The sequence below is a fragment of the Tunturiibacter gelidiferens genome, assembly GCF_051013345.1.
In the GTDB taxonomy this organism is placed as follows: Bacteria; Acidobacteriota; Terriglobia; order Terriglobales; family Acidobacteriaceae; genus Edaphobacter; species Edaphobacter gelidiferens_A.
Genome location: NZ_CP132939.1, coordinates 1,042,483 through 1,067,526, shown reverse-complemented (window position 1 = coordinate 1,067,526; position 25,044 = coordinate 1,042,483). Strand labels below are relative to the sequence as shown.

Genomic DNA, 25,044 nt, shown 5'->3' with positions numbered 1-25,044 from the left:
TCCGGTGAATCCGCAGTTGCTGACGGCCAACTGGCGCAATGCGGTGAACGCGGTGAAGGCAGGAACGGCAGCACCTGGAACGGCCGGCCCGACTTCGAATCCGCTGACTGTGGGTACGGCGGCTGGGGTGAATCCCTGTGGAGTCGGCCCCACGGGTCCCTTTGTTACGCCAGCGCTCTTAAACTTCTTTCGCCCATCCGGGCTTAACACTTCGCTTGCGACGTTCCTTGCAAATCCGAACGTTGGTGGCGGGCAGTGCGTTGCCCTGGCCAGCGAGATCGCTGCGGCGGATGGACTTGGGGTTGGCATTCCTGTTCCGTTCGGCGACATGTCGCCCAATCTGACGACTGGAAGCTCGAGCTATAACGCTCTTAGCGTGAATTTGAGGAAGCGCCTGTCGACGAACTATGAGTTTCTGGTCAGCTACACATGGTCCCACGCGATCGACGACTCTACAGATGTGGTTTCGACTTCGGATGCACCGCAGAGCAACTTCGCGCCGAATGCGGAACGAAGCACTTCGACGTTTGACCAACGCCATCGCTTCGTACTCTCGGGGGTTTATAACACGGGTCATCTTGGAGGTTCGGGATTCTTTCCTGCGGCTTTCTCCGGCGTGACGGTGGCGCCGATCTTTGAGGTCTCCTCGGGGCGGCCGTTCAACATTCTGACGGGAACGGACACGAACTTTGACTTCGATCCGTTGACAGATCGGCCGAACGCGGTCGCTCGCGACAGCGGGACTACAAGCTGCGGCACGGCCCCGGTGCTTTCCAAGTACTCTCCGACTGGGGCGTTCAATCTGCCGTGCTATGCGGATGCGCCACCAGATGCAGGCCCCGCGAGCAGCTACTATGCAGGGAATCTTGGCCGCAATGTTGGGGTGAAACCGTACAACGTGTTTACGGATCTGCGACTAGCAAAGGCGTTCACGTTTTCGCACGAGATTGCGCTACAGGTGACGATGGATGTCTTCAACATCATCAACAAAAACAATACTCTGGATGTGAACCTGCTTTATACAGCGGCCGGTACGCCGACTGCGGCATCCGATCCGCGTCAGTTTCAGTTTGGAGCCCGTGTTTCTTTCTAGCTGAAACTGCAATTCTGCGGCTCCGTTCCGCCTTCACTCTTTCTCATCGGCAGTTCTGCAAGAGTGGCGCCAGGAGTCAGGCTGAAATTCGGAATCAGTTCACCTTCAGGTTTGCGTCGGCGTCCATCACGAGCGACTCGCCTTCGACCAGCAGGGAGTGGAGTTTCAGCGAGTCGAGCGAGAGAGCGTAGCCGGTGGTTTCGGTCGAGCGGCTGAGGAGCTGACGCATCAGCACCGCGGCATTGACCTTCATCTGCGCGGGGACTTTGTGACTCAGGAAGGGTGCAAGGATGAAGTTCAGCTCCTGGATTCACTGAGCTTTTGGATACGTGCGTCGCGAAATCCGATGCTCTCTTCTTCGGCTTCGGGGATCAGTGAGACGTCGGTGTCGGTGGTGAGCGAGACACCGAGGCAGGCGCCACGGACAGAGGTGCCGAGCTTCGATTTGGCGTGAACATGGACGACGATGCGGTCCTGGACGAAGGTGACGTGGGGCGATTCGGCGTAGACATAGCATGGCGAGTTGGCGTCGCCACGGATGTAGTAGCGGCCTTGCGGACCGTTGAACAACTGCGTCCGCAGTGTTCGTTCCAACGCCTGCGCCGAGACCTTCACCTCAATCGCCCGGGCGGGGTGAGATGCAGAGAAAAGAAGAGCAAAGAGAAGCAGGTAGAGCGGGATTCGGGGCATGTTGTTTAAAGCATAACGGCAGTTGCGATGGAGAGCTTGTCCATGTATCTTTGCGATCCCATCTTTCGGGATGGCTGGTAATCTGTGCTGACCATGAGTCGAAGATCTTCTCTATTCCTCGTCGTGCTTTTTGCGCTGCGATCTCGCAGCTTTCCAACGCTCAGGCCAGGCGCATGGTCTTGATCGATCAGGACGGCTCAGGCCCGGGCGGCTCCAACCAGATGGCGATGATGGTGCTTCTGCAGTCTCCGCAGGCCGAGGTGCTGGGCATCACCATGGTGAGCGGAAATGCGTGGGAGCCGGAGGAGGTGCAGCATACGCTGCGTATGCTCGAACTGATTCATCGAACGGATGTACCTGTTGTGCCGGGTGCGATTTTTCCGTTGGTCAGGACTGAGGAAGAGTCGAAGAAACAACAACAACTCCATGGGACGTTTCCCTGGTACGGGGCTTGGGGCGACCTCGCTTCGACGACGAGCCGACAACCTTATCATGGGCCGTACGTCGTGCCGAAGTTGGCGGAGGGCGAGCCTACGCTGAAGCCCCTGGCGGAGGATGCTGCGCACTTTCTTGTTCGGCAGGTCCATGCGCATCCACATCAGGTTACGATTTACGCCGCCGGGCCGCTCACTAATATTGCGCTTGCGATCACGATTGACCCGCACTTCGCCGAACTTACGCAGGGCATCGTGATCATGGGTGGCAGCCTGAGTCCGCAGACGGGCGATCCTGAGTTTGCTAACAATCCTCGACACGAGTTCAACTTCTGGTTTGATCCCGAGGCCGCGCACATTACACTTCGCGCCCACTGGCCGCGTATCGACCTGACGACGGTGGACATCTCGATTAAGACGGGCTTCACCAAAGCGATGCTGGATGAGATTGCTCGTTCGCCTAATCCCGGTGCGAAGTATCTGGCTGCATATACGGGCGAGTTCTATTACCTGTGGGACGAGCTTGCGGCCGCTGCGTGGCTTGATCCCGCAATCATCACCAACGAGGAAAAGCTATACGTTGATGTTGATTTGACTCGGGGGCCGTTCTATGGAGATACGTTGTCCTGGACTGCGGCCAACAAGCCTCAACTCGATGTGCAGTTGGTTCATGTACAGACCGACCTCGATTTGCCGCGATTCAACAAGCTCTTCGTCGAGCTGATGAAGGGGCCGCCTCAGAGTGGCACTCCGGTGAATTAACGAGAGGCGCTTCGGCGTTACCGGTGCCAGAGTCTGTATCCTGTAGGGATGGACTCGGTCCTGGATAGACGGGATATCTGGTCCACGGGAGGCTTGATGGAAAGGCGTGAATTCTTGACCGCATCTCTTGCAACTTCAGCGCTCGCACTCGCGAATCAGGGGTCGGCTCAGACCACATCCGGCAAACCGCGCGAATACTATGAGATTCGCAAGTATCACCTGCAGACCGGGCCGCAGATTAAGCTCACCGACAGTTACATATCGGAAGCGTTGATCCCAGCCTTGAATCGAATGGGCATTGCGCCTATCGGTGCTTTCCATCTGGACATTGGACCGGAGACACCGACGTTGTATCTTCTTCTGCCATGCTCGAAGCTGGAGACACTCGTCTCTGCTGAACTGCAACTTGTACACGATGAGCAGTTCATGAAGGCGGCAGAGCCCTTTTGGAATGCGCCAGCGACTGCACCCGCCTTTCAGCGCATCGAGAGCTCGCTTCATATTGCGTTTGAAGGTTGGCCGAAGTTGACTCCGCCCGCAGTAACGGCAGAGCACGGCAAGAGAATCTTTCAACTGCGCACCTACGAAAGCCCCAGCAGTCAGGACCATATTCGCAAGGTGGAGATGTTTCATCACGGGGAGTTCGACATCTTTCAACGTGCAGGATTCGGCCAGGTGTTCTACGGCGATACGCTTATCGGCCCCCGTATGCCGAACCTGACCTACATGCTTAGCTTCTCGGATCTGACGGATCTCAACCTCAAATGGGACAAGTTCCGCACCGATCCTGAGTGGACCAAGTTGAGGAGCTCGCCGCGTTACAACTTTGAGGAGATCGTGAGTAACATCTCAAATCTGATATTGAGCCCGACGGCTTACTCGCAGATATAACCTGCGACAACGATTCTCTTTCGTCAAGACGAGCGTAAGGAAAAGGAAATGATGGATATCAGTCAACTGACCGAACACTTTGGCCTGCCGGGTGTTCTCGCATTTCACGCAACGGAAGGTGGCCTTGTACGTGCCGACATTACGACGCCACACGCGACGGCGACAGTCTACCTGCAAGGTGCTCACCTGACAGCGTGGCAGCCTGCGGGCCATCAGCCTGCGATCTTTACCAGCCGCAAGACCGACTTCGCACCGGGGAAGGCAATTCGAGGCGGAGTACCGATTGCGTTTCCGTGGTTTGCGACGCGTCATGACGGAAAGACAGGACCTTCACATGGATTCGCACGGATTCAGGACTGGACACTCGCGTTTGCTGCGCTGGCTGGGGACGATCTGCACCTCACTTTTACGCTTGGGCCTAACGATCTCAGCCGCAGTCTTGGGTACGATCACTTCCGTCTTGCCTACCAGCTCACCGTCGGACGCACCCTGACGATGCAGCTGACAGTGGCTAACGATGCGGATACGCCCCTCGTCTTTGAGGAGGCGCTGCATACTTACTATGCTGTCGCGGATGTGCACGAGATCGCCATTACAGGTCTGGACGGAGTCAGCTATCTCGATAAAGTCGATGGTCTGAAAGAGAAGCTGCAGCATGGCGATATCACTGTGACGGGTCCGACCGATCGCGTCTACCTGGATACGACCGGCACCTGCAAGTTGAATGATCACGCCGGGAGGCGCCGCATTGCCGTCGCGAAGACTGGCTCCAACACTACTGTCGTGTGGAACCCCTGGGAGTCGGGAGCGGCAAAGCTGGCGGATATGGACCCGACGGAGTGGCATGAGTTTGTCGCGATTGAGACGGTCAACGCGGCGACCGATGCGATCACGCTCGCTCCAGGCGCTACGCACATCATGCAGGCTCGGGTTTCAGTAGAAGAGCTTAGTGCCTAGCGGACTTCGTTAGGCGGGAGTTGCGTGAGAGTTCGGAGTGGAGATTTTGCAGATCGGCCGCGGTGTCGATAGTCTCAGAGGGTGATGCTCATCCTTGCCTCTGCTTCTCCACGTCGTCACGAACTTCTCACGCAGGCAGGTCTTACGTTTAGTGCCGAGGCCGCAAATCTCAGCGAAGACCTGTTGCCGAATGAGGCTGCCGCAGCTTATGTTCAACGGCTTGCCGAAGAGAAGGCGCAAGCTGTGTGGAACGCTCATAGATTCACGGACGGATCTGAGGACCCCTTGGTTGTTCTTGGCGCGGATACGTGCGTCGTTGTGGATGGACACATTCTGGGCAAGCCTACGGACAGTGCCGATGCACGACGGATGCTGGAGCTGCTGAGCGGGCGCACGCACGCGGTGTTGACGGGCATCGCTGCGATCACGGCGAAAAAGACGGTGCGCGATCTCGACATTACCCATGTGACTTTCAACGTAATCACTGACGCGGAGATTGGAAGATACATCTCCAGCGGAGAGCCGCTCGATAAGGCCGGGGCCTACGCGATTCAAGGCTACGCAGCACGGTGGATACCGCGTATCGAGGGCTGCTACTTCAATGTTGTCGGACTGCCTATCGCTCGCACCATGGCGTTGCTTGCTCAGGCCGAATCGGATACGCCTGTTGTGGAGAAGGTCTAGGTCGACGACTTGCTGATGCCGGGGCTGCTCATTCGATGCTGGCGATCATCGCCGCGAGCAGAGCCGTTCGGGGCACCAGATGTTCGATGACGACAGACTCGTGGGCGGCGTGTGCGCCGTCACCTACCGCGCCCATCCCGTCGAGCGTTGGCACTCCGAGCGCACCGGTGAAGTTGCCGTCGGAGCCGCCGCCGGTAGATGCCTCCTCAAGGGCAAAGCCAATTTCGGCTGCGAGTGCCTGCGCCTTTTTGAAGAGCGCGATTGTTCCCGGTTTGCGTTCCATCGGGGGACGGTTGATGCCGCCGGTAATCGTGAGTTTGCAGTGGGGGTCTGAGACTTTGAGTTTGCGGAAAAGTCTGTCGACGTAGGCGGCGTCGCTGGCCTTCGCGATACGGACGTCGATCTCCGCTGAAGCGAGCGACGGGACGACATTGGACCGCGTTCCACCGGCAATCACACCACAATTTACCGTTAGTTTGCGCTGCAGATTTGTGAATCCGGAGATGGTTTGGACTAGTTTTGTGAGTTCCAGGATCGCCGAATGTCCGCGCTCGAAGTCGACCCCGCTATGCGCTCCGACTCCTGTAACCTCTACATTGTATTGACCTACGCCCTTTCGGGCAGTCTTATAAGCCAACCCCTGAGCCGGTTCAAGGACCAGGACGGCAGACGATTCTTTGGCCAGCTTCTCCGTTATCGGTCGCGAGATGCTGCTCCCGACCTCTTCGTCACTGTTCAGCAGAAGCGTTATTGGGCGAGCTAACTTCAACTGTTGCAATGTGTTGATAGCGGCGAGAGCCATTACTACACCGGCTTTCATATCTAGTACGCCCGGTCCGGAAAGCCGCCCCTTCGCCTTTCGCCACGGCATTGTCCTGAGTGTGCCGAGGGGCCAGACGGTGTCGAGATGGCCTAGAAGGAGGACAGGTCTTTGTCTGGAGCGCGACGGGCCGAAGTGGAGCTCCAGGACGTCGCCGAATTGGCGCCGTTTATGGCGTTTGGATCGGGCACCGATCGCTGCAGCCCACTGTTCGACAAGGTCGGCAGCTGCGTTAACTGCCTGCGGGTCTTCACTTGGAGATTCCTGCTGAACGAGATCTCGGAGGGTGTCTTCGATCCACCCGTCCTGGTTCTGGGTGGCGTTGAGGATCGTTTTGGCTTCCATGGACGGATGTTATAGCAAGCAAAAGGATTAGTGGATCGGCTTCTTGAGGAAAAAGTAGTCATCCTCGGAGCGAACTGTGGCTTATTTGCCACACCGGGAAGAGTTCTTTTCGCTGTAATGTCGGTGATGGTTCTTTCCGGAGACGCCTACTCGTGGCATTGGAAGCTCACTTTGAGCAGACAATTCGTTCGGAGATAGAGTTCAGCGGTATCGGCTTGCATAGCGGGGCGGCTGTGCTGATGCGATTGGTCCCGGCGCCGGCGGGGTCTGGTATCGTCTTTCGTCGCATAGACTTAGACAATTTTGAGATCGCTGCGATCGGGCGAAACGTTGCCAAGGTGAGCTATGCGACGAGCCTGATGCGGCAGAGCGTTTTGATTTCAACTACCGAACATTTGCTCTCTGCACTTATCGGCTATGGTGTGGATAACGTGATCGTCGAGGTGGATAATCTGGAGGTTCCGATCCTGGATGGAAGCTCTTTGCCTTACGTGCAAGCGTTTCATTCTGTGGGGCTTAAGCAACAGAGGAGGAAGCGGGAATATCTGAAGATTTTGAAGGAAGTTGAGGTTCGGGACGGATCGAAGTTTATTGGGGTCTATCCGGGGTCAGGCTATCGGATTCAATATACGATTGATTTCCCGCAACCTATTGGTTATGAGACGTTTAGGGGCGATCTTGCGACCGGGGACTATGTAAAATTAATTGCTCCGGCGCGTACCTTCGGATTTAAAGAAGATGAGGCTATGTTGCGGGATATGGGGCTGATTCGTGGGGTTTCGAACGAAAGCGCCATCATTCTTTCGCGGCGAGGTGTTGAAAATGGGCCACTTCGCTTCCATGATGAGTTTGTTCGGCACAAAGTGCTGGATTTGATTGGGGATTTGGCATTGGCGGGGCGTCGGATTCAGGGCCATGTGGTGGCTGAGCGGGCTGGACATGCGATGCATACCGCTCTTGTGCAACGACTTATGCGAGACAGGTCGGCGTGGGAGCTGGCGCATGGGTATGACGAGGTCGAGGAGCCGGTCAGGGTGATGGGCCAGCTGCAACCAGCCACGGTTTCGTGATTTTGTGGTCGAAACGCGTGGTTCGGTGATGGTGGATTGTGGTGACGATGTGGTGATTCGTGTGGCTGCTCAGTCGCGTCTTCGGGCGGTGCTGAGATGAAGGCTGTGGCGGCGATTGCGTTGGGGTCAAACCTCGACTCTGACTTTGGAAACCGCGAGGCGAACCTCGAACAGGCTGTCGGGTTGATTGGGGAGTTGGGCGAGGTGACCGCAGTCTCTTCGTTTCACGATACGGAGCCGGTGGGAGTTGTGGAGCAGCCGAGGTTTCTGAATGGGACGCTGCTGATCGAGACTGATCTGGAGCCGGTGGCTTTGCTGCGCGAGCTGTTGACGGTGGAGCGGGCGATGGGGCGGGACCGGGCTACAGCCGTGGCTAAGGGGCCTCGGGTGATCGATCTCGACCTGCTGCTTTACGCCAATCGGGAGTGGGGCGATGTGGTGATGGAGACAGAGGAACTGACGTTGCCGCATCCTTCGATGCAGGATCGCCGGTTTGTGCTTGAGCCGCTGAAGGAGATTGCGCCGGAGTGGGTGCATCCGGTGCTGGGGTTGACGGTGGAGGAGATGCTGGAGCGGGTGTAGGGCGCCGAAGTGGGCTGGGCTTGCTGCTGATTTTTGTTTCGCGTGACTATGGGTTAGCCATATCGTCTACCTGACAGGACGGGCACCCCAGTGGACAACTTGTTCAAAGATATTCGCTATGCGATGCGGCAGTTGGGTCGGGCACCGGGATTCACGGTTGCGGCGGTGCTTACGCTTGCTTTGGGGATCGGAGCCAATGCTGCGATCTTTAGCGCGGTGTATGCCCTGCTGCTGAAGTCGCTGCCATTTCAAAGTGCGGACCGCATTGTGGGGATCTATGAGGCGCACCCGCAGGTGGCGGCTGGAGCTGAGGTCACGTTTCCGGACTACCTGGACTGGCGACGGCAGCAGAAGAGTTTTGAGCAGGTGTCAGCCTACTCTACTGGCGCGCCGGAGACGTTGTCGCTCGCTGTTGATGGCCGGGCTGAGCAGGTGCGCAAGGTGCTGGCGTCGGGAAACTTCTTTTCGCTTCTGGGTGCGACGCCGCAGCTTGGTCGGACGTTTGTGGAGCAGGATGACAGCGTGGGGAACAACCATGTTGTGGTGCTGAGCGCGGAGGCGTGGCAGCGGTACTTTGGCCGCGACCCTGGTGTGCTTGGGCGTACGGTTGATTTGAATGGAGCGGCCTATACGGTGATTGGGGTGCTGGCGGCGGGCGCGGCGTTTCCTGGCGCAGGCGAGGTGTGGCTGCCGCTCTCGTTGCTGAGCAAGGAGGAGCAGGAGTCGCGGGTGTGGCATACGGTGAATGTGCTGGGGCGACTGCGGCCTGGGGTTTCGGTGGCGGAGGCGCGGGCGGATATGCAGACGGTGGCCGGAGGTTTGTCGCTGAGCTACCCGGCTACGAATGGATCGGTGGGTGTGGTGTTGCGGCCTTTGCGGGAGCAACTTGTGGGGGCGCTGCGTCCTGCGATGTTGAGCCTGATGGGCTCGGTGGTGCTGGTGTTGCTGATTGCGTGCGCGAATGTTGCGAACCTGCTGATGGTGAGAGCTGCGGCGGATCGTCGTCAGATTGCGATACGGCAGGCGCTTGGGGCGAGCGGGGGGCGGTTGTTTGGCCAGTCGTTGACGATGACGTTGATACTTTGTGTGCTCGGAGGCGGATTGGGCACGGCTTTTGCTGCGGTGACGCTGCCGTTGTTGCGGGTTGCTCTGTCGCATACCGCGGGGGTGACCATGGGTTGATTGAGTCGATCCGATTGAGTGTGCCGGTGCTGCTGGTGACGTTTGGCGTGTGTTCGTTGATGGCGCTTGTGTTTGGGTTGCTGCCGGTGATGAAGAGGCCGCGCGAGTTGGTGGAGGCTCTGCGACCGGGAGACCAAAGCAGCACAGGGAGGCGGGGTAAGAGCCTGCTGATGGGGGTTGAGATCGCCTTCGCGGTGGTGGTGCTGTTTCTTGGCGCGTTGCTGCTGCGCAGCTTTCAGAGGCTTGCGGCGGTCGATCCTGGATTTCGCACGGACCATATGCTTAGCTTCGAGGTGACGCTGCCGGAGCCGAGGTATCAGGATGAGACTCCGGAGACGAATCGTTTTTATGAACAGCTTCTGGAGAAGGTGGGGCATGTGCCCGGAGTTTTGTCGGTCGCGAGCACTACGCAGGTTCCGCTGAAAGATTCGCTTTCGATGTCGCGCTTCCTGATTGCGGGAGCGCCGCGGCCGGAGGTAGGGAAGTTTCCGTTTGCGCAGATACGTACTGTGAGTCCTGACTACTTCAAGACGATGGGGCTCGGGCTGCGACAGGGACGGCTGTTTGAGCAGAAGGACCTGGAGAAGGGTACAGCTTTGTTTGTGGTGAATCAGGCTTTCGTGGATCGGTATCTTGCCGGCAGAGACCCGGTGGAGACGACTCTTCTGCTGGGGGTGTTGAGTCCGCAGCCGGAGAAGTTTCCGATCTATGGCGTGGTGTCGAATGCGCGCGAGGTAGGCGTGAGTGCGGAGGCGGAACCGGTGATGTATATGCCGGGTTTTGGAACGCATGCGGTGGTGCTGGTGCGAACGCAGATCGCTCCGGAGAGTGTGGTGTCGGCAGTGCGTGCGGCGGTGCATGAGATCGATCCGACGCAGCCGATCTACCATGTGCAGACGATGGACGAGGTGTTGTCGGACACAGTGGCGCGGCAGAGGGTGACGGCGATTCTGCTGGATGTGTTTGCTCTGCTGGCGTTGATGTTGACCGGAGTGGGGATGTATGGCGTGCTGTCTTACTCGATTGGACAGCGCACGCGGGAGATCGGGGTTCGGATCGCGGTTGGGGCGACGCGTGGAGATGTTGTGCGTCTGGTGCTTGGTCAGCTCGCGTGGCCTGTTGTGTTTGGGCTGGTTGCTGGGGGAGTGGCGGCGTTTGCGATTGCGCGTGTAGTGCGTGGATTGCTGTTTGGAACCAGCAGCTTCGATCCGTTGTCGGTGGCCGCGACGGTTGCGGGAGTTGTTCTGATTGCGATGACGGCGGCGGTGATTCCGGCGCGTCGTGCGGCGTCGGTGGATCCGACGGAGGCTCTTCGGGCTGAGTGATCTGGGGTTCGGAGATGGGATTGGCGGGAGTAGATTTCCGCATATGCGTCTACGTGATGGCGAGGGCGCGGTACACTGACAGCATCGCAACGTATGGTTCTGCTGCGCGCGAATTTTTTGAATTGGAGCTTGATTATGTCTTTGACGATTTCGAGGAATGCTGGGTTCTGGAGCCGTTTCGAGGAGCGCGTTGCTCCGTTCAATTTGTTGCAGCACCCGTTTTATCAGGCGTGGTCGAAGGGTGAGCTGACGCGTGAGGATCTGCGGGAGTATGCGGCGGAGTACTGGCATCATGTGTCGGCGTTTCCGACTTATCTGAGTGCACTGCACTCGCGGTTGCCGGATGGGGAGATGCGGCGTGAGGTTCTGCGCAATCTGGCGGAGGAAGAGGGTGTGGATGCGGCTACGGCTCGTCCGCATAGCGATCTGTGGATGGATTTTGCTGCTGGAATGGGTGCGACTCGCGATGAGGTTGAGGGGCGCGCGGTGCAGCCGGAGATGGCGGCGCTGATGGCTACGTTCCGCGAGCTGATGCAGGAGGAGAAGGCTTCGGCTGCCATGGCGGCGTTGTATGCGTATGAGTCGAAGGTGCCTGCGATTGCGACGACGAAGGCTGAAGGGTTGGCGGAGCACTATGGGACAGAAGGTGCGGCGGCGCGTTATTTCACGCTGCATCAGACGGCTGATGTTGCGCATGCGAGTGTGTGGCGCGAATTGATCGACAAGCAGCTTGCGGGTGCGCCTGAGGAGGAAGAGGCGGTGCTGGCGGCTGGAGAGCGTGCGGCGAAGGCGCTTTGGGTTGCGCTGGATGGCGTGGAGCGGGAGCGTCTGGCGGTTAATTAAGGAAGTACCGATCTGCGATAAGGGCCACGCTCGAATGCGTGGCTCTTCTTGATTTAATAGCGATGGGCTTTGCAGCTAGTGGCGCGTGGGCGGAATGTAAAGGTTGAGAAAGACCCAGACGCTCATGTTTCCGAGATCGACCAGCATGTGAGAGAAGGTATTGGAACGCAGACTGCGTGTCTGACGGTAGGTTGCGCTCCATGCGATTCCCATGATCATGAGCGCGACAACCATCTGCCAGTTTCTACTTCCAACGGAAAAGACTCCCCATTGCAGAGGATGGGCTGCTGCAAAGAACAGCGTTGGGTACAGAAGTGCTGCCCAAGCAGGCCATCGCGCGGTTACTTCACCGAAGAGGCCGCGCCAGTAGGACTCTTCGATGAATGGGTTGATGAGGGCCAGAGCTATCCAGCAGACGATAAGAAGTGGGGAATGGAGCAGACTGAGGTGGAGGAGCAGGATGGGCCAGGGAATCAGGCCGATGAGGATGCCTGACGACCATGATCTCCATCCGGAGCTTCTTTTATAGGCCGCGAAGATGTTCGACAGACCATTGACGGAATAGAGAACGGCAATCATCCCGGACCAGTAGACCAGCTGCAATGGAACCCAGGCCCAGGCTCCTATGGAGGCGGAAAATACACGCGCCGTAAGGTGGCCTGCGGCGATGAGCAGGATCGGTGAAAGCAGCACGAAGCGGCGTTGCCTGGAGGAGAGAGCTGGTGGGTCCTGATCTCGTAGCGTCGAAGACTTTTCTATCACGCGAGTTTGGATTCGGGGGATTGAGTCATTACGGTCAGAAGCGCATGTACTGGCTGTGCTGTTGGTGGTGCCAGTGCGTGATCTGTTGGAGGGCCTGGGCGAGGGAGTTGACGACTACGTTGGGTTTGCCGCTGCCGAAGCGTTCGATGGATTGTTCGGCGGTCTGGTCGGGGTCGTTGGCGGAGTTCCAGAGGCCGACGACGATGCGGTTGGTGGGAAGATGAGAGCGGACGCGCTGGCAGATGGCTCGGGCTTGAGAGAAGGCGAAGGGCGGAAGCGCGGAGATGAAGACGACGGTGTCGGGCTCGGTGGCGAGGGAGTCGAGGATTTCGCTTGAGACGGAGGCGGCGGAGAGCAGGAGTGTTTGATGGGAGGCTCGCTCCATGAGCTGGACGAGCATGAGGGTGGTGAGCTCGTCGGCCTGGTCGCTGACGGAGATGCAGATGACGGCGAACTCTTTGTCGACGGCGCGTGGGAGGCGTGGGGTGGCGATCGGAGGGGCGTTCGCGGGTTCTTTCTGGTGGTAGTCGGTTAGTTCGGCGACGATTTCGCCGATGGTGAGGAAGAAGAAGTCGGAGCGCTTGTCGTCGAGGTTGCCCTGGTGGCGCTCCTGCTCGACGAGGGCGAGGGCGGGGATGAGGACGGAGTCGTAGAGCTCGACGAGTGGCTTGCCTTCGAGGAAGCGGTTGGCGACGGCGCGGGCTTCGCGCTGATCCATGGCGAGGAGTCGCTCGTAGAAGAGGGCTTCGGCGGAGAGCTCGGCGTCGGTGCCGAGGAGGGTGTGGAGGAAGGACATCTGCGGGACGTGTCGGCCCATGACGACGATGCAGACGGTGAGGGGGTGGAGAGGATGAGGCCGGGCCATCCCCAGAGGAGCGCCCAGAAGATGGCCATGGCGAGGAGCGCGAGGGAGGAGATGCCGGTGCGGGTGCTGTAGAGCCAGGGTTCGACGAAGTTGGTGGCGGTGAGCTCGAGCGCGAGGAAGAGGCAGAGGATGAGGATGGGCGGCCACCAGGTGGTGGAGATGGCGACGGAGACGATGAGGGGAAGGGCGAGGCTGGTGGCGGTTCCGACGTAGGGGACGATGCGGAGGATGCCGGCGAGGACTCCCCAGAGCGTTGCGTTAGGGACACCGATGAGATAGAGGCCGGAGCCGAAGAGGAAGCCATAGGCGGCGTTGACGGCTGTCTGGAAGAGGAGATATTGGCTGATGCGGGTGGCGGCCTCCTGCAGGGCCTGGGTCATGAGGTTGATGCGGCCCATGCCGGCGAGCAGGAGGATGCGGTGGCGGAGGTCCTCGCGCTTCATGAGGAGGTAGATGGTGAAGACGATGACGACACCGACGGTACCGATGGGGCGAAGGAAGCGCATGAGCAGCTCGGTGGTGGTCTGGAGCTGGGTGCGGTTGGGATCGATGACGCGGACGGGCTGGACCTGGACGGGGGTTGCGCCAGGGGCGATGAGGGGTGATGTCGCCGCTGATGTCTTCGACGGCGGTGAAGGCCTTTTCGAGGGACTGTTCGGCGGGAGAGTGGACGGTGGCCATCTTCTGCTGGATGTTGAGACGGTAGGCGGGTAGGGTGCGGGCTACGTTGAGCAGCTGGCTGGAGACGACGTAGCCGATGCTGAAGATGGTGAGGAAGGCCAGGATGCCGATGGTGGCGACGGCGAGGACGCGTGGGACTCGTCGGGCTTCGAGGCGGCTGACGGCTGGGGCGAGCAGGAAAGACAAGGTGAGCGCGAAGGTGAGGGGGATGAGGAGCTCGCGTGCGAAGTAGAGGATCAGGACGATGACGCCGAGCACGAGGAGAGGCTCAATCCTTGGGATCTCGGTAGTGCGAGCGCGGGACATGGGAGTTGTGAGACCTCGCGGGACCTGATGGATGCTCTGCGCTTATGCGGGCAAGAATACATCAAGCGTGCTGACGGGCGGGGGTTTATTGCGTCGAGCGTAGGCTAGAGTCTTGGTTGCAGATTTGGGTTGCAGATTTGTTGGAGGAGGATCGATGGACAAGACGCAGCTGGTGAGCGCGAAGGAACGCTATACCTTCGGACAGGAGCGGCGGAAGCAGATGAAGCGGCTGCACCATAAGACCTGGATGGCTAAGCAGCGGCGGGAGAGTCCACTGAAGCTGCTGGAGGTGTCGACGCGGGGACGGGTGCAATCGCTGGTGGCGCTGAAGAACGAGTTGATGGCGGCGTCGCCGTTTGGGTATTTTCGCGGGGCGGTGCCGGTGATGGCGTATGACCTGTCGCTGGTGGGTAATACGGGAATTTGCAACCAGCTTTGCGGCGACGCGCATGTGAGGAACCTGGGGGCGTTTGCGGCTCCGGATGGGCGGCTGGTGTTCGATATTAATGATTTCGACGAGACGATTGTTGCGCCGTTTGAGTGGGATGTGAAGCGGATGGCGACGAGCCTGGTGTTGGCGGGGCGTGCGGCGGGTGCGAAGAATCTGCATTGCAGGGAGGCCGCGACGGTGTTTCTGGAGCGGTACCGGACGATGATGCACTCGTTTGCGCGAATGACTGTGCTGGAGGTGGCGAAGTACCAGGTGCATCGGCTGGGAACTGTGTCGCCGGTGGCGGGGATTCTGCGGATGGCGGAGAGAGCTACGCCGATACACACGTTGCTGACGTTGACGGAGGTGGAGGGGCGTTCTTCGGTCTCGAAGAAGGGCGTCAGGACGGTGAAGGGTGCGGCGAAGAGTTCGGAGCCACCGCAGCAAGTGTTTCGGACGATTCCGCCAAACCTGAAGCGGGTGACGGGAGCGCATGCGGAGCAGGTGGTTGGATCGCTGGCGATGTATGCGGAGAGTCTGCAGCCGGAGCGGAGGCACTTTCTGGCGCAGTACCGGCCGATGGATGTGGCGTTCAAGGTGGTGGGTACCGGGTCTGTGGGGTTGCGGGACTACGTAGTGTTCATGGAGGGAAATGGAGCGAAAGATCCTCTGTTTTTGCAGATCAAGGAGGAGGTTGCTTCGGGATATGCGCCTTACGTTGCCGGGGCTCTGAAGGGAAGGAGAAAGCAGCACCAGGGACAGCGAGTGGTGAACGGAGAGCGTGCGATGCAGTTGCAGTCCGATCCGTTTCTGGGATGGACGACGATGGAGGGCAGGGATTACCTGGTGAGGCAGTTGAACGATCACAAGGCTTCGATTCAGTTGGAGGATCTGAAGGCCGCCGGATTGCTGGAGTATGCGGGGCTTTGCGGCGAGATGCTGGCGAGGGGGCATGCGCGGGCTGGGGATAGCGCGATGGTGGCGGGCTATGTGGGGACTTCGGCGCGGTTTGATGACGCAGTGGTTGCGTTTGCGGAGGCCTACGCGGATCAGACAGAGGTGGATTGGAAGCAGCTGGTGAAGTCGCTGAAGACGACAGGGAAGAAAGCTGTGAAGTAAAGAGTGTGTCAAACGAGACTTGTCTGCCGCGGCGTTATCTCTGCGTTGTTTTGAGCCGCTGCTCGAGGTCTGCAACGGATGAGATTTGGAAGGCGGGTTGAACCGTCTTGGCCAGGGATAGCGCCTTCTGATAGAAGGGCAGCGCGTCTTCCGGGCGGCCGTTTGCATCGAGCGCCTTCCCGAGCATGGTGTTCACCCGGGCAGAGTCAGGCGCGAGCGACTCTGCCTGTTGCGCTTCTGTGAGTGCTGCCGGCGTGTTTTTCCTGGAGGAGGAGGCCGGCTTTTTGAACGTGGCTAAGGGCGGCCGCAAGAGGGATGTCAAAGTGGCCGTCATAGACGAAGACGCCGTAGTCGATGGTGGCTGTTGGCTTGAGCGATTTGAATTGCTCGTACGGATTGAGAGCGCCGGGGCCGAACTCGAAGCCGGACAGGACGCCGGCGCTCATGAGCACGGGGCCGTCGATGGATGCAGGAACGTCGTGGGGTGAGTCGAAGTACAACGAGTCTGCGGTGATGAGCGGCTTGCAGGGGATACCGTAGTAGCTGTATTCGGCCACACCTTCGCCGAAGTAAGCGAACCAGCAGTTCTTGATTCCGCGCTGGTCCAGATAGAGCTTGACGGACTTCATCTGCTGGCCCCAGTCGGAGCTGGAGTCGCTTAGATATTTGTGAACGTTCCTGGGTCCTCCAAATGCTTCATTTGCGTAAGAGACGTAGGCCGGAAAGGTGGACAGCACCGACACTGCCTGAAAGAGCAAGAGCAGAGCGATTGCGTACAGCCAACGCCGGTTTTTCTGGATGAGGGGCCAGGTCGCTCCTGCAATAGCAACCGATAGGAAGATGTAGATGGGAAGAACATGACGGACTCCGATGTTCATGCCACCTGCCATGGCGAAGATCATGTAGATCCCGGCTGGGATCGCCATGTATAGGATCTCGCGCCAGCGTGTGATGCGGCAGGTTAACCCTGCCCACACCGTTATGCCCAGAAGGATCAAAAAGGTCAGGGTTGATTTGATCAGCATGGCTATGGGGAAGTAGAACCAAACCGGATGAGGGTAGATCGTGCCCAGCAGATAGCTGTGAAATGCCTTCGACTGGAAGAGAACATGAGCGAAGCCGTAGAGATACGACTCTGGTAGGAGATGCCATTTGGCGAAGACGCCTAAAACTTCGGCGAAGAGGGTGCCTGGAACTCTTTGCAGCTGTACTGTCATGGCGGGGTTGAGCTGCAAGCCTCCTTCGCGTGCAGCGTAGCGAAAGCCGTAGGAAGACCAGAGGACTGCTATCGAGAGGAGGCCGATGATCAGGAGGGCGACGGCGAGGCGCGAGGCGTATCTTGCGAATGGGATTGGTGGTTGGATCTTTGAGAGCTTGTGACGCGAGAGAAGTTCGAGCCCTGCAAGTAGCAGGAGCATTGGGAAGAGCAGGACTGCGCTGTGTTTTGTGGCGAGAGCGAGACCGAGGACTACGCCGACGGTGACGAGTCTCCAGGCGGTCGGAGATTTTATGCACCGGTAGAAGGCGTAGATTGCCCAGAGCATGAAGCAGGCTTGTCCCGCGTCGGTGGTCATGAGAGCGGAGTGACCAAGCAACGTGGGGTCGAAGGAGATCAGGGCTAGCGCTACGAACCCAGCGCCTGTTCCGAACATCTCCTGCGTGGCCAAAAATACCAGCACGGCTAAGAGAAGCGTAAGGATCGAAGCCGCCATTCGGACGCGGAAGAGGATTGTGTTTGCGTCGTTCTGGAAGAGAAAGTTTCTTCCTCCGATGACCTCCTGCAACCTGTAGGGGCGGTCGAGCAGAGGGGGCATCTTGAGGGTCATCCCCTGGAGCGGAAGTGTGGCAAGAAATTTGACCAGAGGAGGATGCTCGGGATTGAGTCCGAAGTCGCCGTTCCATTGCATGTATGCGGCGTAGGTGTGATCGGCTTCATCCCACGTACAGGAGTTGGCGCGCGCCATGAGGGTGAGTTGGAGGGCGATGATGGCGAGGAAAAAAGCTACGCCTGCGATGACGAGAGGGCGACTGGATTTCATTTCGGGTTGGATGTTCAGAGTATTAACCACTTTATGCATCGCGAGCATTTGGACGCCTGAAACTGGCGGAGGGCGAGTTGTAGAGAGCTGATTTAGACGGCGGGCTGGGAGTGGCGCGTAGCGTATTGGGCCAGGATGAGACCGATGAGAAGCATGGAGGCGGCGACGTAGAAGGGTGCGCCGGGGGTGCGGACGATGGCGTTGGCTCCGATGGATTGGCTGAAGATGTAGGTGAAGAAGCCGGGGCCGACGAGGCCGGCGATTCCGCGCAGGCTGTTGATGGCGCCCTGTAACTGGCCCTGTTCGGAGGGGCTGGTCTTGCGGGAGAGGAGGCTCTGCGCGGAGGGCCAGGTGAAGGACATCAGGTTGAGTAACGGGATGCCGAGCCAGAAGATGAGGCCGGTCTTGGAGAGGCCGAACATGGAGTAGCCGATGGCTCCGCCGATGAGGCCGAGGGTGATGGCGCCGCGCTCGCCTATTTTTGCTACGACGGGCTTGACGAACAGCGCGCCATAGATTGCGGTGAAGATACCGACGGTGGCGAGGGAGAGGCCGACGGTGCGGTTGGTCCAGTGATAGCGGTAGTCGGCGTAGATGACGTAGACGTTCATCAGAACCTGTTGCGCGATGTAACCAAGGAGCAGGACGCCGGAGATGGCGAGCATGCCGCCGCGTTTGAGGAGGTTGAGGGAGCCGACGGGGTTGGCGCGTGCCCAGGAGAAGCGGCTGCGGTTTTCTTTGGACAGAGATTCGGGGAGGACGAAGAGGCCGTAGAGTCCGTTGATGAGGCTGAGGAGGCCTGCGACCCAGAAGGGCAGGCGCGGGTTGATGTTGCCGAGGAGTCCGCCCACTGCGGGGCCGAGGACGAAGCCGATGCCGAAGGCGGCGTTCAACATGCCGAAGGCTGCGGCGCGGCGCTCGCGTGGGGTGACGTCGGCCATGTAGGCCATGGCGGTGGGGATGCTGGAGGCGGTGAGGCCAGAGATGACGCGGCCGACGAAGAGCCAGCCGAGTGCGGGGGCCCAGGCCATGAGCATGTAGTCGAAGCCCAGGCCGAAGTTGGAGAGGAGAACGACGGGTCGGCGGCCGAAGCGGTCGGAGAGTGAGCCGAGGATGGGCGAGAAGAAGAACTGCATCACGGCGAAGACGGTTCCGAAGAGGCCGAGCATGCGGGCGGCTGAGGAGGTGTCGCCGTGGAGAAAGCCTTCGATGAGGCGGGGGAGGACGGGAGCGATCATGCCGAGGGCGAGCATGTCGAGGGTGACGGTGAAGAAGATGAAGGCGGCGGCGGCGCGGCGGCCGGGGGTGGATGCGGCGTGAGGGGCAGGTCGGCAGTGATGTCGGGGGAGACGAGTTCGGGCTCGGTCATCATTGGATCCGGAGCCACGGGATCGGGCGTTGTGATTGGTTGCGGCGAGTTTTGTGGTGATTCTGCCATGCGATTGATGGCAGTCTACGTGAGTTTTGTGGCTCCTTCTTGGATATTTCGGCGATATTGTGTGGCGTGCGAAAACCTGCTGCGCGGCGATCGCGTCTGACGGGAAGTGCCGGAATTTACTGAGTCTTGTCGGGAGCGTGCTTTACTGGGTGCTGACGGAACGATGATTTCTGCTGATGAGATAAGGATCGAGGATTAATGCGGTTAGTTGTCAGGGTGACGGTGCTGGTGTGCCTGCTGTTGGGCGTGGGTTTGCACGCTCAAAGTTCGAGTACGGCGAAGCAAATTGTCGACACGATGCTGACCCATGAGAATGATCCGGCAGAGCATGGCAATCGATACATGTATGTGTCGGAGGAGCGGTCGGAGCGTACGGGTGGGCATCTGTGGCGGGAGCGCGTGGTGGAGACGTCGCTGGGCAAAGTGAGGCTGCTGCTGACAGAGGACGGCAAACCGCTGAGTGCCGAGCGTGCGGCGGCGGAGAGAGAACGGCTCGCGCAGATTGTCGCGCATCCCGAGGTTTTTCAAAGACGGGAGCAGGCGACGAAGAGTGACGAAGAGCACGCGGAACAGATGTTGGCGCTGCTGAGGAAGGCATTTCTTTTTGAAGATCCGCGCTTGGAAGGGAGCGATCTGCAGATTGGGTTTCGACCTGATCCTGGGTATAAGACACAGTCTCTGGAGGAGCGGGTGCTGCATGCGATGTGGGGTACGGTCGTGGTGGATCAGCGAACGATGCAGTTACACCGGATCGAAGGAAAGATGCCTGCAGATGTGAGTCTGGGGTATGGCCTGCTGGGTACGGTGCACGCAGGCAGCAGCTTTAGTACGACGCATGAGATGGAGCCGGGCGGCGATTGGAAGGACGCAACGGTTAATACGGCGATCGAGGGGAAGGCGCTGCTGTTCAAAGAAATCAGCAGGAATGAGCATCTGGTTCACAGCGAGTTTAGACAGCTGTCAGCGGATATCAGCGTTGCGCAGGCGGTTGAGATGCTGGAGCGGTAGGTTCTGCCGGACGGGCCTCCTGCGCGGAGTGCGGTCACTTCGTGACTTGTGTACCGCTTCGCCTGGTCCTCCCGTTGGTCGGGATGATGATCCCGCTCAGGCTGCGGCTACGCGCTGGATGAGGTTGTTTTGCTCTCTTTGGGATTCGGCGCCGATGGTGAAGGCGTCGAGGACTCCGGTGCCCAGTGCGTAGCGGATGGCTTCGGCTGGTTTGTCGCGGAGATCTCCCTGGCCGAGGATCTTCATGCCGACGATTCCCTTCCCTTGCGCGCGCATTTGTTTGATGACGCTGATCACGGTGGCGGGGTCGGCGTCCATGTGGGAGCCGATGGGGTTGAGGCGGACGAGATCGACTTCGACCCAGGGGAGGCGGCTGCGGCTTTCAGCGCGGGCAGGCTGTGGCAGGAGACGCCGTGGGCGCGGATGATGCCCTTCTGCTTGGCTTCGGAGAGGACGTCCATGACGCCTCGGTAGCGCGTGGTCCAGTCGGCTTCGGTGACGCAGTGGACGAGGACGATGTCGATGTAGTCGACGCCTAGCTCTTTGCGGTAGCGATCGAGGTCTGCGCGGACGCCGGCGGCGTCGCGGGTGTCGGTTTTGGTGAGGACGGTGACCTTGTCGCGGGGGATGTGCTTGAGGGCTTCGGCGACGTAGGGATGGCTGCCGTAGGAGTCGGCAGAGTCGAAGAAGCGGAGGCCGTTGTCGTTGTAGCCGTCGAGCAGGAGTCTGGTGAGTGGGGAGGTGCCCAGGCGGGTCTGATTGGAGGAGCCGCCGAAGCCGATGGTGCCGGTTCCCATGGCGAGGCGACTGGTGCGGATGCCGGTTTTGCCGAGGACAACCTCGTCTTGTGCGTGAAATTTCTGTGGGAGGGGATCTGGTTCGAGAAGGGCCGCACGCGCGATGGCGGACCGGGTAAGAAGGGTGGCGGCGAAGGTGCGGGTCGAGCGGCGAAGGAAGTCTCTCCTTAGCATGGCGCGATCTCCTTGGGGGTAGATTACGCCGATTCGCGTGTGGGGGAAAGGCTGTGTGCTGCCGCACGGGCCCACTGCGCGTGGGGCGGGCGTTTGCACGCCTTTTTAGAGCTTCGCGTGGCCCTCCCGTTGGTCGGGGTTTGCGACCAACGGGAGCACGAGCGGAGCGGTATACAAGTCACGAAGTGACCGCTTCCCGCGTAGGGAGCCCGTCCGGCAGGACAAGAATCACGCGATGACTTCGAAGGGACGCATCATGTCGTTGGCTTCATGCTCAAGGATGTGGCAGTGGTAGAGGTATTTGCCGGGGTAGCCTTCGAAGCGGATGATGACGCGGGTGACCTGTCCGGCCGGGCACTGGATGGTGTCCTTCCAGCCCATCTCGTTGGGGGCGGGAGGCTCGACGGGGCCGCGGAAGCGTAGTTTTTTGCTGGTCATCAGTTCGAACTGATCGAAGGTGCGACGGTCGAGTATCTGGAAGCGCACAAGGTGGATGTGCATGGGATGGGTGTCTTCGGTCTGGTTGACGAACTCCCAGATCTCGGTGGTGTTGAGTTTGGGAAACTCGGTGGTGGGGTCGTGCCAGTGCTTGTTGTTGATGAGCATGACCATGGGGTTCTGGAGGCGGTCCTGATACTCGTTGAGGGTGATGGTGCGGGTGAGAGTGGCGGAGGACTCGGGGGTCCGGGGGAGAGTGCGAAGGGTTTTGGGGATGGAGTGAAGAGGCGTGGAGGAGGATTGATTGGCGACGCGGAACTGGAGAATGTCGAAGGCTCCGGTGCGGAGATGGATGGTCTGGCCGGCGAGGTGGGTGAAGTCGATGAGGAGATCGGCGCGTTCGGCGGGGGCGAGGGCGAAAAACTTTTGCTCTACCGGTGTGGCGAGGAGGCCCTGGTCGCTGCCGATCTGGATCATGGGTTGGTGGTTATCGAGGGCGAGGCCGAAGAAGCGGCTGTTGGAACAGTTGAGGACGCGAAAACGGTAGAGGCGGGGCTCGACGTTGAAGAAGGGGCGAAGCTTGCCGTTGATAAGGATGCCGTCGGCGGTGAACTCGGGGATCCAGGGATGATCGGGGTCACCGGAGGTGGCGTAGAAGAGCTGGCCGTCGGTGGTGAAGTTGCGGTCGCACAGGAGGAGGGGGATTTCATAGGGACCGGAGGGAGGTTGAGGGCGTCCTCGGCCTGGTCGCGAATGAGGAAGAGACCGGTGAGGCCGGCGTAGGTGTTGAGGCGATTGAGACCCATGGCGTGGTCGTGGTACCAGAGGGTGGCGGACTCCTGCTGGAGGGGGTAGTGGCAGGTTTTGGATTGGCCGGAGGGGAACCAGTCGGTAGGGTAGCCGTCGTACTGGGTGGGGACTTTGGCTCCGTGGACATGGGCGACGGTGCGGACTTCGGGGAGGTCGCGTCCGCTGCCGTGGAGGCTGAAGTCGACGGGGAGGAAGTGTTTGGAGGGGAGATTATTGACCCAGGTGATCTCGACGGGCTGGTTGGAGCGGGCTTCGATGACGGGGCCGAGCGGGGTGGGTCCATAGCTCCACATGCGGGTGGGGGGACGTCGCGGTGGACTTTGGCCTGGATCTCGCGCATGGTGATGCGGAGCTTGCGGGGGAGGGGGTGCCCAAGGGGGTGTCAGGGACGGGGAGGGGGTCGACGAAGGGGGAAGCTCTAGGACGTGGAGCATGGGGTGTTTCGAGTCGGGAGCGTTGGGGGCTATGCGCGCGGGCATTGTGGATTGCATGTGCTCCATTTGGGCCAGGAGTCGAGGGGCGGTGCTGGGGCCGAGGAGGCTGAGGGCGGCGGTCTGCTGGAGGAAGCGGCGGCGGGAGGATAGCGGATGGGTCGGATCAGACAACGGGTGGGTTCTCCGGGGCAAAATAAAGCACGCACTCCGTGGGGAGTGCGTGCTGTTGAGCGTAACGGGTGAATGTGACGGTTTCGTGAAAGCGGCGGTTAGTTGCCGCTGGTGACCTTGCCGGTGGTGGGGTCCAGCACGACCACGTTGGGGTTCGGCACGACGGTGCTGGTGAAGTTGAACATACCGGTGAGGGCACCGGCTGAGGCATCGAAAGATCCGCCGCCGATGCGCTGGCTGGACAGGAAGATATCCTCGATGAAGCGGGGAATGGAGGCCTGGTCGGTGGGGGTGTTGTCGACGTAGTTCTTCTTCGCCCAGGGTGAGATGACCAGAAACGGCATGCGGGGGCCGTGTCCGCAGCGTCCCTGTACAGGAGCGCCGTTGGAGTTTGGACCGGGGAGCGAGGCAGCCGCGGCACCGGTGCAGATGGCCGCGTCGGCAGCGCTGGCGGAGCCGTTGACGATGTCGGTCAGGTGATCGTACCAGCCGTCGGAGTCATCGTAGGCGATGATGATGGCGGTGGAGGACCAGAAGGGCGACTTCTCGATGGCGTTGATGGTGTTGACGATGAAGGTCTGCTCGTCGAGTGGGTCGGAGTAGCCGGCGTGAGCGTCCTGGTAGCCGGGGGCTTTGAGGAAGCTGACTGCCGGCATGTTGCCGGCGGCGAGAGCGTCGGTAAAGTCGTGCATGTCGTACTGGTGGTTGGCCTGGTCGGTAGTTCCGATGGCTGCGGTAGGACGCAGGTGGTTCAGGTTGGCCGTGCTGGCATAGTACTGGAAGGGCTGGTGGTGCGGGATGTAGTCGAGTTTCGTCGGGTGGGTGGGGATGTTGACTGCGCCGGTGCTGCGGGTGCATCCGGTGGTTCCGTTCTTGTTGGTAACGGTGAGGTCGAAGCCTCCTTCAAAGAATCCCCAGGTAATCTTGGCTGCGTTGAGGAGATCGCCGATGTTCTTGCCGGACATGCTGAAGTTGGCGCTGTTGGTGGTGCAGATGTCTCCGGTGGGATCGGCGTCGTTGATGTCGGTAAAGCCGCCGTTGCCATCAGCAACGATATCGGAGGCGGTGCCCGCGGTTTGATTGATGACGCCGTTGGTCTGGCCGGAGGCGAGGTTGATGGCGCCCGGAGTGGAGGGGCCGAAGGTGGTGCCGAACGAGTGGTCGTTCATGGCGTAGTGCTGCGCGTAGTTCCACAGAGCGGTGACGGTGTTGCCGTCGTAGTAGCCCATGGTGAGTGCGGTGGTGTTAGCTTGGGGAGGGGCGTTGGTGACCGCAGCCAGGTTAGGTAAGTTCGGGACGCCGGCGCTGCTGTCCGGCGTGCCGACCGAGATCGGGAACAGGTCCATCTTGCCGTTGTCAAAGGCGAGCTGCTCGGGATTGTAGTTGTGGTCCTGATCCGCTGTGGCCGCCTGCGCAGGAGCAAGACGGAAGGGATTCGATGGGTTCGAGTTCATCGCGGCGACGTTGTTGGCGCTGCTCAGGTTCGGGTTCGCGGTGAGCAGGGATGGGGTGCTGATGTAGTTGGCGGTATTGGTTGGGGTGGCCGGGAGGGTAAAGGTGCCGGCTAGGGTGGCGGCGGCTACGGAGGCGGCGGTCGCAGCAGTGAAGGGCGTCTCACCGGCGAGGTTCGCGGCCTGAGGGTAGGTGCCGAAGTAGTGATCGAAGGAGATGTTTTCGCCGAAGATGACGACGACTTGCTTGATGACCGCCGGGGCTGTGGTCGGAGTAGGCGGCGGGGTGGTGTTGGCGTTGCCGTTGCCCGGAGGCGTGCTGACCGTGCCCTGGCCGCAGCCGCTGAGAATAAGGGTCGTGGACAACGAGAGGGCGAGAAGTTTCCGAATCATTTTTTGAGGCCTCAAAAGTTGGTAGAGATGCGATGCTCCTTATTGTTAGG

Annotated in this window: 27 protein-coding genes and 1 pseudogene; 14 read left to right on the top strand and 14 right to left on the bottom strand. The window is 59.9% G+C overall.

Annotated features, from left to right (window positions below):
• The first annotated feature begins 4 nt into the window (after positions 1–4).
• Positions 5–1,093, top strand: coding sequence for a hypothetical protein (locus RBB80_RS05100; RefSeq protein WP_433967193.1), 1,089 nt, complete (start codon positions 5–7; stop codon positions 1,091–1,093).
• A 94-nt stretch (positions 1,094–1,187) separates the two neighbouring features.
• Here RBB80_RS05100 and RBB80_RS05095 read toward each other — a convergent pair whose 3' ends face one another.
• Positions 1,188–1,346, bottom strand: coding sequence for a hypothetical protein (locus RBB80_RS05095; protein WP_433967192.1), 159 nt, complete (start codon positions 1,344–1,346; stop codon positions 1,188–1,190).
• Between the two features lie 44 nt (positions 1,347–1,390).
• A complete protein-coding gene (locus tag RBB80_RS05090; protein ID WP_433967191.1) occupies positions 1,391–1,783 on the bottom strand; it encodes a hypothetical protein in 393 nt (130 codons plus the stop codon).
• A 173-nt stretch (positions 1,784–1,956) separates the two neighbouring features.
• Here RBB80_RS05090 and RBB80_RS05085 point away from each other — a divergent pair, with 173 nt between their 5' ends.
• The 4 genes from RBB80_RS05085 to RBB80_RS05070 all read left to right on the top strand — a co-directional run bounded on the left by RBB80_RS05085 (position 1,957) and on the right by RBB80_RS05070 (position 5,511).
• On the top strand, positions 1,957–2,979 hold the full coding sequence (locus tag RBB80_RS05085) for a nucleoside hydrolase (protein ID WP_433967190.1): 1,023 nt from the start codon (positions 1,957–1,959) through the stop codon (positions 2,977–2,979).
• Positions 2,980–3,093: 114 nt separating this feature from the next.
• Entirely contained in the window at positions 3,094–3,870 is a 777-nt protein-coding gene (locus tag RBB80_RS05080) for an NIPSNAP family protein (RefSeq protein ID WP_433967189.1), read from the top strand.
• A 48-nt stretch (positions 3,871–3,918) separates the two neighbouring features.
• The gene (locus RBB80_RS05075; protein WP_433967188.1) at positions 3,919–4,827 is read left to right on the top strand and encodes a D-hexose-6-phosphate mutarotase; all 909 of its coding nucleotides are present in this window, start codon (positions 3,919–3,921) and stop codon (positions 4,825–4,827) included.
• Between the two features lie 84 nt (positions 4,828–4,911).
• Positions 4,912–5,511 (top strand): Maf family protein, encoded by a 600-nt coding sequence (locus RBB80_RS05070; RefSeq protein WP_433967187.1) that lies wholly within the window; start codon positions 4,912–4,914, stop codon positions 5,509–5,511.
• A gap of 28 nt (positions 5,512–5,539) precedes the next feature.
• Here RBB80_RS05070 and RBB80_RS05065 read toward each other — a convergent pair whose 3' ends face one another.
• The gene (locus RBB80_RS05065; protein WP_433967186.1) at positions 5,540–6,676 is read right to left on the bottom strand and encodes a M20 family metallopeptidase; all 1,137 of its coding nucleotides are present in this window, start codon (positions 6,674–6,676) and stop codon (positions 5,540–5,542) included.
• Positions 6,677–6,828: 152 nt separating this feature from the next.
• On the opposite strand from RBB80_RS05065, the gene lpxC reads away from it, so the two are divergent.
• From lpxC to RBB80_RS05040, 5 genes are all read left to right on the top strand, one after another.
• Positions 6,829–7,746 carry a UDP-3-O-acyl-N-acetylglucosamine deacetylase gene (gene lpxC, locus RBB80_RS05060; protein WP_433967185.1) on the top strand — a complete coding sequence of 306 codons (918 nt, stop codon included), beginning with the start codon at positions 6,829–6,831 and terminating at the stop codon, positions 7,744–7,746.
• Between the two features lie 96 nt (positions 7,747–7,842).
• Entirely contained in the window at positions 7,843–8,328 is a 486-nt protein-coding gene (gene folK, locus RBB80_RS05055) for a 2-amino-4-hydroxy-6-hydroxymethyldihydropteridine diphosphokinase (protein WP_433967184.1), read from the top strand.
• Positions 8,329–8,418: 90 nt separating this feature from the next.
• Positions 8,419–9,510, top strand: coding sequence for an ABC transporter permease (locus RBB80_RS05050; RefSeq protein WP_433967183.1), 1,092 nt, complete (start codon positions 8,419–8,421; stop codon positions 9,508–9,510).
• A complete protein-coding gene (locus RBB80_RS05045; RefSeq protein ID WP_433967182.1) occupies positions 9,507–10,835 on the top strand; it encodes an FtsX-like permease family protein in 1,329 nt (442 codons plus the stop codon). Before RBB80_RS05050 ends, RBB80_RS05045 begins: the two co-directional genes overlap by 4 nt.
• Before the next feature lie 135 nt (positions 10,836–10,970).
• Positions 10,971–11,678, top strand: coding sequence for a CADD family putative folate metabolism protein (locus RBB80_RS05040; RefSeq protein ID WP_433967181.1), 708 nt, complete (start codon positions 10,971–10,973; stop codon positions 11,676–11,678).
• A 75-nt stretch (positions 11,679–11,753) separates the two neighbouring features.
• Here RBB80_RS05040 and RBB80_RS05035 read toward each other — a convergent pair whose 3' ends face one another.
• Together RBB80_RS05035 and RBB80_RS05030 are read right to left on the bottom strand one after the other, a co-directional pair.
• Positions 11,754–12,440, bottom strand: coding sequence for a CPBP family intramembrane glutamic endopeptidase (locus tag RBB80_RS05035; protein WP_433967180.1), 687 nt, complete (start codon positions 12,438–12,440; stop codon positions 11,754–11,756).
• Positions 12,441–12,971: 531 nt separating this feature from the next.
• On the bottom strand, positions 12,972–13,811 hold the full coding sequence (locus RBB80_RS05030) for an AI-2E family transporter (protein WP_433967179.1): 840 nt from the start codon (positions 13,809–13,811) through the stop codon (positions 12,972–12,974).
• On the opposite strand from RBB80_RS05030, the gene RBB80_RS05025 reads away from it, so the two are divergent.
• The gene (locus RBB80_RS05025) at positions 13,810–14,019 is read left to right on the top strand and encodes a hypothetical protein (protein WP_433970141.1); all 210 of its coding nucleotides are present in this window, start codon (positions 13,810–13,812) and stop codon (positions 14,017–14,019) included. The two genes, RBB80_RS05030 and RBB80_RS05025, sit on opposite strands and share 2 nt — an antisense overlap.
• On the opposite strand, the pseudogene RBB80_RS05020 reads toward RBB80_RS05025, so the two are convergent.
• Positions 14,002–14,292: pseudogene (locus RBB80_RS05020) on the bottom strand (AI-2E family transporter); the annotation flags it as partial. The gene RBB80_RS05025 and the pseudogene RBB80_RS05020 overlap by 18 nt on opposite strands.
• Before the next feature lie 154 nt (positions 14,293–14,446).
• Here RBB80_RS05020 and RBB80_RS05015 point away from each other — a divergent pair.
• A complete protein-coding gene (locus RBB80_RS05015; RefSeq protein ID WP_433967178.1) occupies positions 14,447–15,841 on the top strand; it encodes a DUF2252 domain-containing protein in 1,395 nt (464 codons plus the stop codon).
• Between the two features lie 34 nt (positions 15,842–15,875).
• Here RBB80_RS05015 and RBB80_RS05010 read toward each other — a convergent pair whose 3' ends face one another.
• The 3 genes from RBB80_RS05010 to RBB80_RS05000 are packed head-to-tail and all read right to left on the bottom strand — an operon-like array spanning position 15,876 to position 19,118.
• Entirely contained in the window at positions 15,876–16,028 is a 153-nt protein-coding gene (locus tag RBB80_RS05010) for a tetratricopeptide repeat protein (RefSeq protein ID WP_433967177.1), read from the bottom strand.
• Between the two features lie 19 nt (positions 16,029–16,047).
• Positions 16,048–17,928, bottom strand: a complete 1,881-nt coding sequence (locus tag RBB80_RS05005) for a glycosyltransferase family 39 protein (RefSeq protein WP_433967176.1) — start codon at positions 17,926–17,928, stop codon at positions 16,048–16,050.
• 44 nt (positions 17,929–17,972) lie between these two features.
• Complete coding sequence (locus RBB80_RS05000) at positions 17,973–19,118, bottom strand: TCR/Tet family MFS transporter (protein WP_433967175.1); 1,146 nt, start codon at positions 19,116–19,118, stop codon at positions 17,973–17,975.
• Here RBB80_RS05000 and RBB80_RS04995 point away from each other — a divergent pair.
• Together RBB80_RS04995 and RBB80_RS04990 are read left to right on the top strand one after the other, a co-directional pair.
• Positions 19,074–19,418 carry a hypothetical protein gene (locus tag RBB80_RS04995; RefSeq protein ID WP_433967174.1) on the top strand — a complete coding sequence of 115 codons (345 nt, stop codon included), beginning with the start codon at positions 19,074–19,076 and terminating at the stop codon, positions 19,416–19,418. The two genes, RBB80_RS05000 and RBB80_RS04995, sit on opposite strands and share 45 nt — an antisense overlap.
• Positions 19,419–19,516: 98 nt before the next feature.
• A complete protein-coding gene (locus RBB80_RS04990) occupies positions 19,517–20,326 on the top strand; it encodes a hypothetical protein (RefSeq protein ID WP_433967173.1) in 810 nt (269 codons plus the stop codon).
• A gap of 96 nt (positions 20,327–20,422) precedes the next feature.
• Here the strand turns inward: RBB80_RS04990 and RBB80_RS04985 are convergent, their stop codons facing one another.
• From RBB80_RS04985 to RBB80_RS04965, 5 genes are all read right to left on the bottom strand, one after another.
• Positions 20,423–20,644, bottom strand: coding sequence for a hypothetical protein (locus tag RBB80_RS04985; protein ID WP_433967172.1), 222 nt, complete (start codon positions 20,642–20,644; stop codon positions 20,423–20,425).
• Entirely contained in the window at positions 20,620–21,297 is a 678-nt protein-coding gene (locus RBB80_RS04980) for an aldo/keto reductase (protein ID WP_433967171.1), read from the bottom strand. Before RBB80_RS04980 ends, RBB80_RS04985 begins: the two co-directional genes overlap by 25 nt.
• A 228-nt stretch (positions 21,298–21,525) precedes the next feature.
• Entirely contained in the window at positions 21,526–22,212 is a 687-nt protein-coding gene (locus tag RBB80_RS04975; protein ID WP_433967170.1) for a multicopper oxidase domain-containing protein, read from the bottom strand.
• On the bottom strand, positions 22,209–23,150 hold the full coding sequence (locus tag RBB80_RS04970) for a multicopper oxidase domain-containing protein (RefSeq protein WP_433967169.1): 942 nt from the start codon (positions 23,148–23,150) through the stop codon (positions 22,209–22,211). The genes RBB80_RS04975 and RBB80_RS04970 overlap by 4 nt, the downstream gene beginning before the upstream one ends.
• 98 nt (positions 23,151–23,248) lie before the next feature.
• The gene (locus RBB80_RS04965; protein ID WP_433967168.1) at positions 23,249–24,994 is read right to left on the bottom strand and encodes a phospholipase C; all 1,746 of its coding nucleotides are present in this window, start codon (positions 24,992–24,994) and stop codon (positions 23,249–23,251) included.
• Positions 24,995–25,044 lie beyond the last annotated feature (50 nt).

Coding starts and splice junctions, on each gene's coding strand:
- RBB80_RS05010 (WP_433967177.1), bottom strand. CDS start 16,028: ATGCTCGGGAAGGCGCTCGATGCAAACGGCCGCCCGGAAGACGCGCTG.
- RBB80_RS04985 (WP_433967172.1), bottom strand. CDS start 20,644: ATGGACGCCGACCCCGCCACCGTGATCAGCGTCATCAAACAAATGCGC.
- RBB80_RS05070 (WP_433967187.1), top strand. CDS start 4,912: ATGCTCATCCTTGCCTCTGCTTCTCCACGTCGTCACGAACTTCTCACG.
- RBB80_RS04965 (WP_433967168.1), bottom strand. CDS start 24,994: ATGATTCGGAAACTTCTCGCCCTCTCGTTGTCCACGACCCTTATTCTC.
- RBB80_RS04980 (WP_433967171.1), bottom strand. CDS start 21,297: ATGCTAAGGAGAGACTTCCTTCGCCGCTCGACCCGCACCTTCGCCGCC.
- RBB80_RS05095 (WP_433967192.1), bottom strand. CDS start 1,346: ATGAAGGTCAATGCCGCGGTGCTGATGCGTCAGCTCCTCAGCCGCTCG.
- RBB80_RS05040 (WP_433967181.1), top strand. CDS start 10,971: ATGTCTTTGACGATTTCGAGGAATGCTGGGTTCTGGAGCCGTTTCGAG.
- RBB80_RS04975 (WP_433967170.1), bottom strand. CDS start 22,212: ATGATCCAGATCGGCAGCGACCAGGGCCTCCTCGCCACACCGGTAGAG.
- RBB80_RS05000 (WP_433967175.1), bottom strand. CDS start 19,118: ATGATCGCTCCCGTCCTCCCCCGCCTCATCGAAGGCTTTCTCCACGGC.
- RBB80_RS05005 (WP_433967176.1), bottom strand. CDS start 17,928: ATGCTCGCGATGCATAAAGTGGTTAATACTCTGAACATCCAACCCGAA.
- RBB80_RS05065 (WP_433967186.1), bottom strand. CDS start 6,676: ATGGAAGCCAAAACGATCCTCAACGCCACCCAGAACCAGGACGGGTGG.
- RBB80_RS05015 (WP_433967178.1), top strand. CDS start 14,447: ATGGACAAGACGCAGCTGGTGAGCGCGAAGGAACGCTATACCTTCGGA.
- folK (WP_433967184.1), top strand. CDS start 7,843: ATGAAGGCTGTGGCGGCGATTGCGTTGGGGTCAAACCTCGACTCTGAC.
- RBB80_RS05085 (WP_433967190.1), top strand. CDS start 1,957: ATGGTCTTGATCGATCAGGACGGCTCAGGCCCGGGCGGCTCCAACCAG.
- RBB80_RS05030 (WP_433967179.1), bottom strand. CDS start 13,811: ATGCGCTTCCTTCGCCCCATCGGTACCGTCGGTGTCGTCATCGTCTTC.
- RBB80_RS05075 (WP_433967188.1), top strand. CDS start 3,919: ATGATGGATATCAGTCAACTGACCGAACACTTTGGCCTGCCGGGTGTT.
- RBB80_RS04990 (WP_433967173.1), top strand. CDS start 19,517: ATGCGGTTAGTTGTCAGGGTGACGGTGCTGGTGTGCCTGCTGTTGGGC.
- RBB80_RS05090 (WP_433967191.1), bottom strand. CDS start 1,783: ATGCCCCGAATCCCGCTCTACCTGCTTCTCTTTGCTCTTCTTTTCTCT.
- RBB80_RS05025 (WP_433970141.1), top strand. CDS start 13,810: ATGAGCAGCTCGGTGGTGGTCTGGAGCTGGGTGCGGTTGGGATCGATG.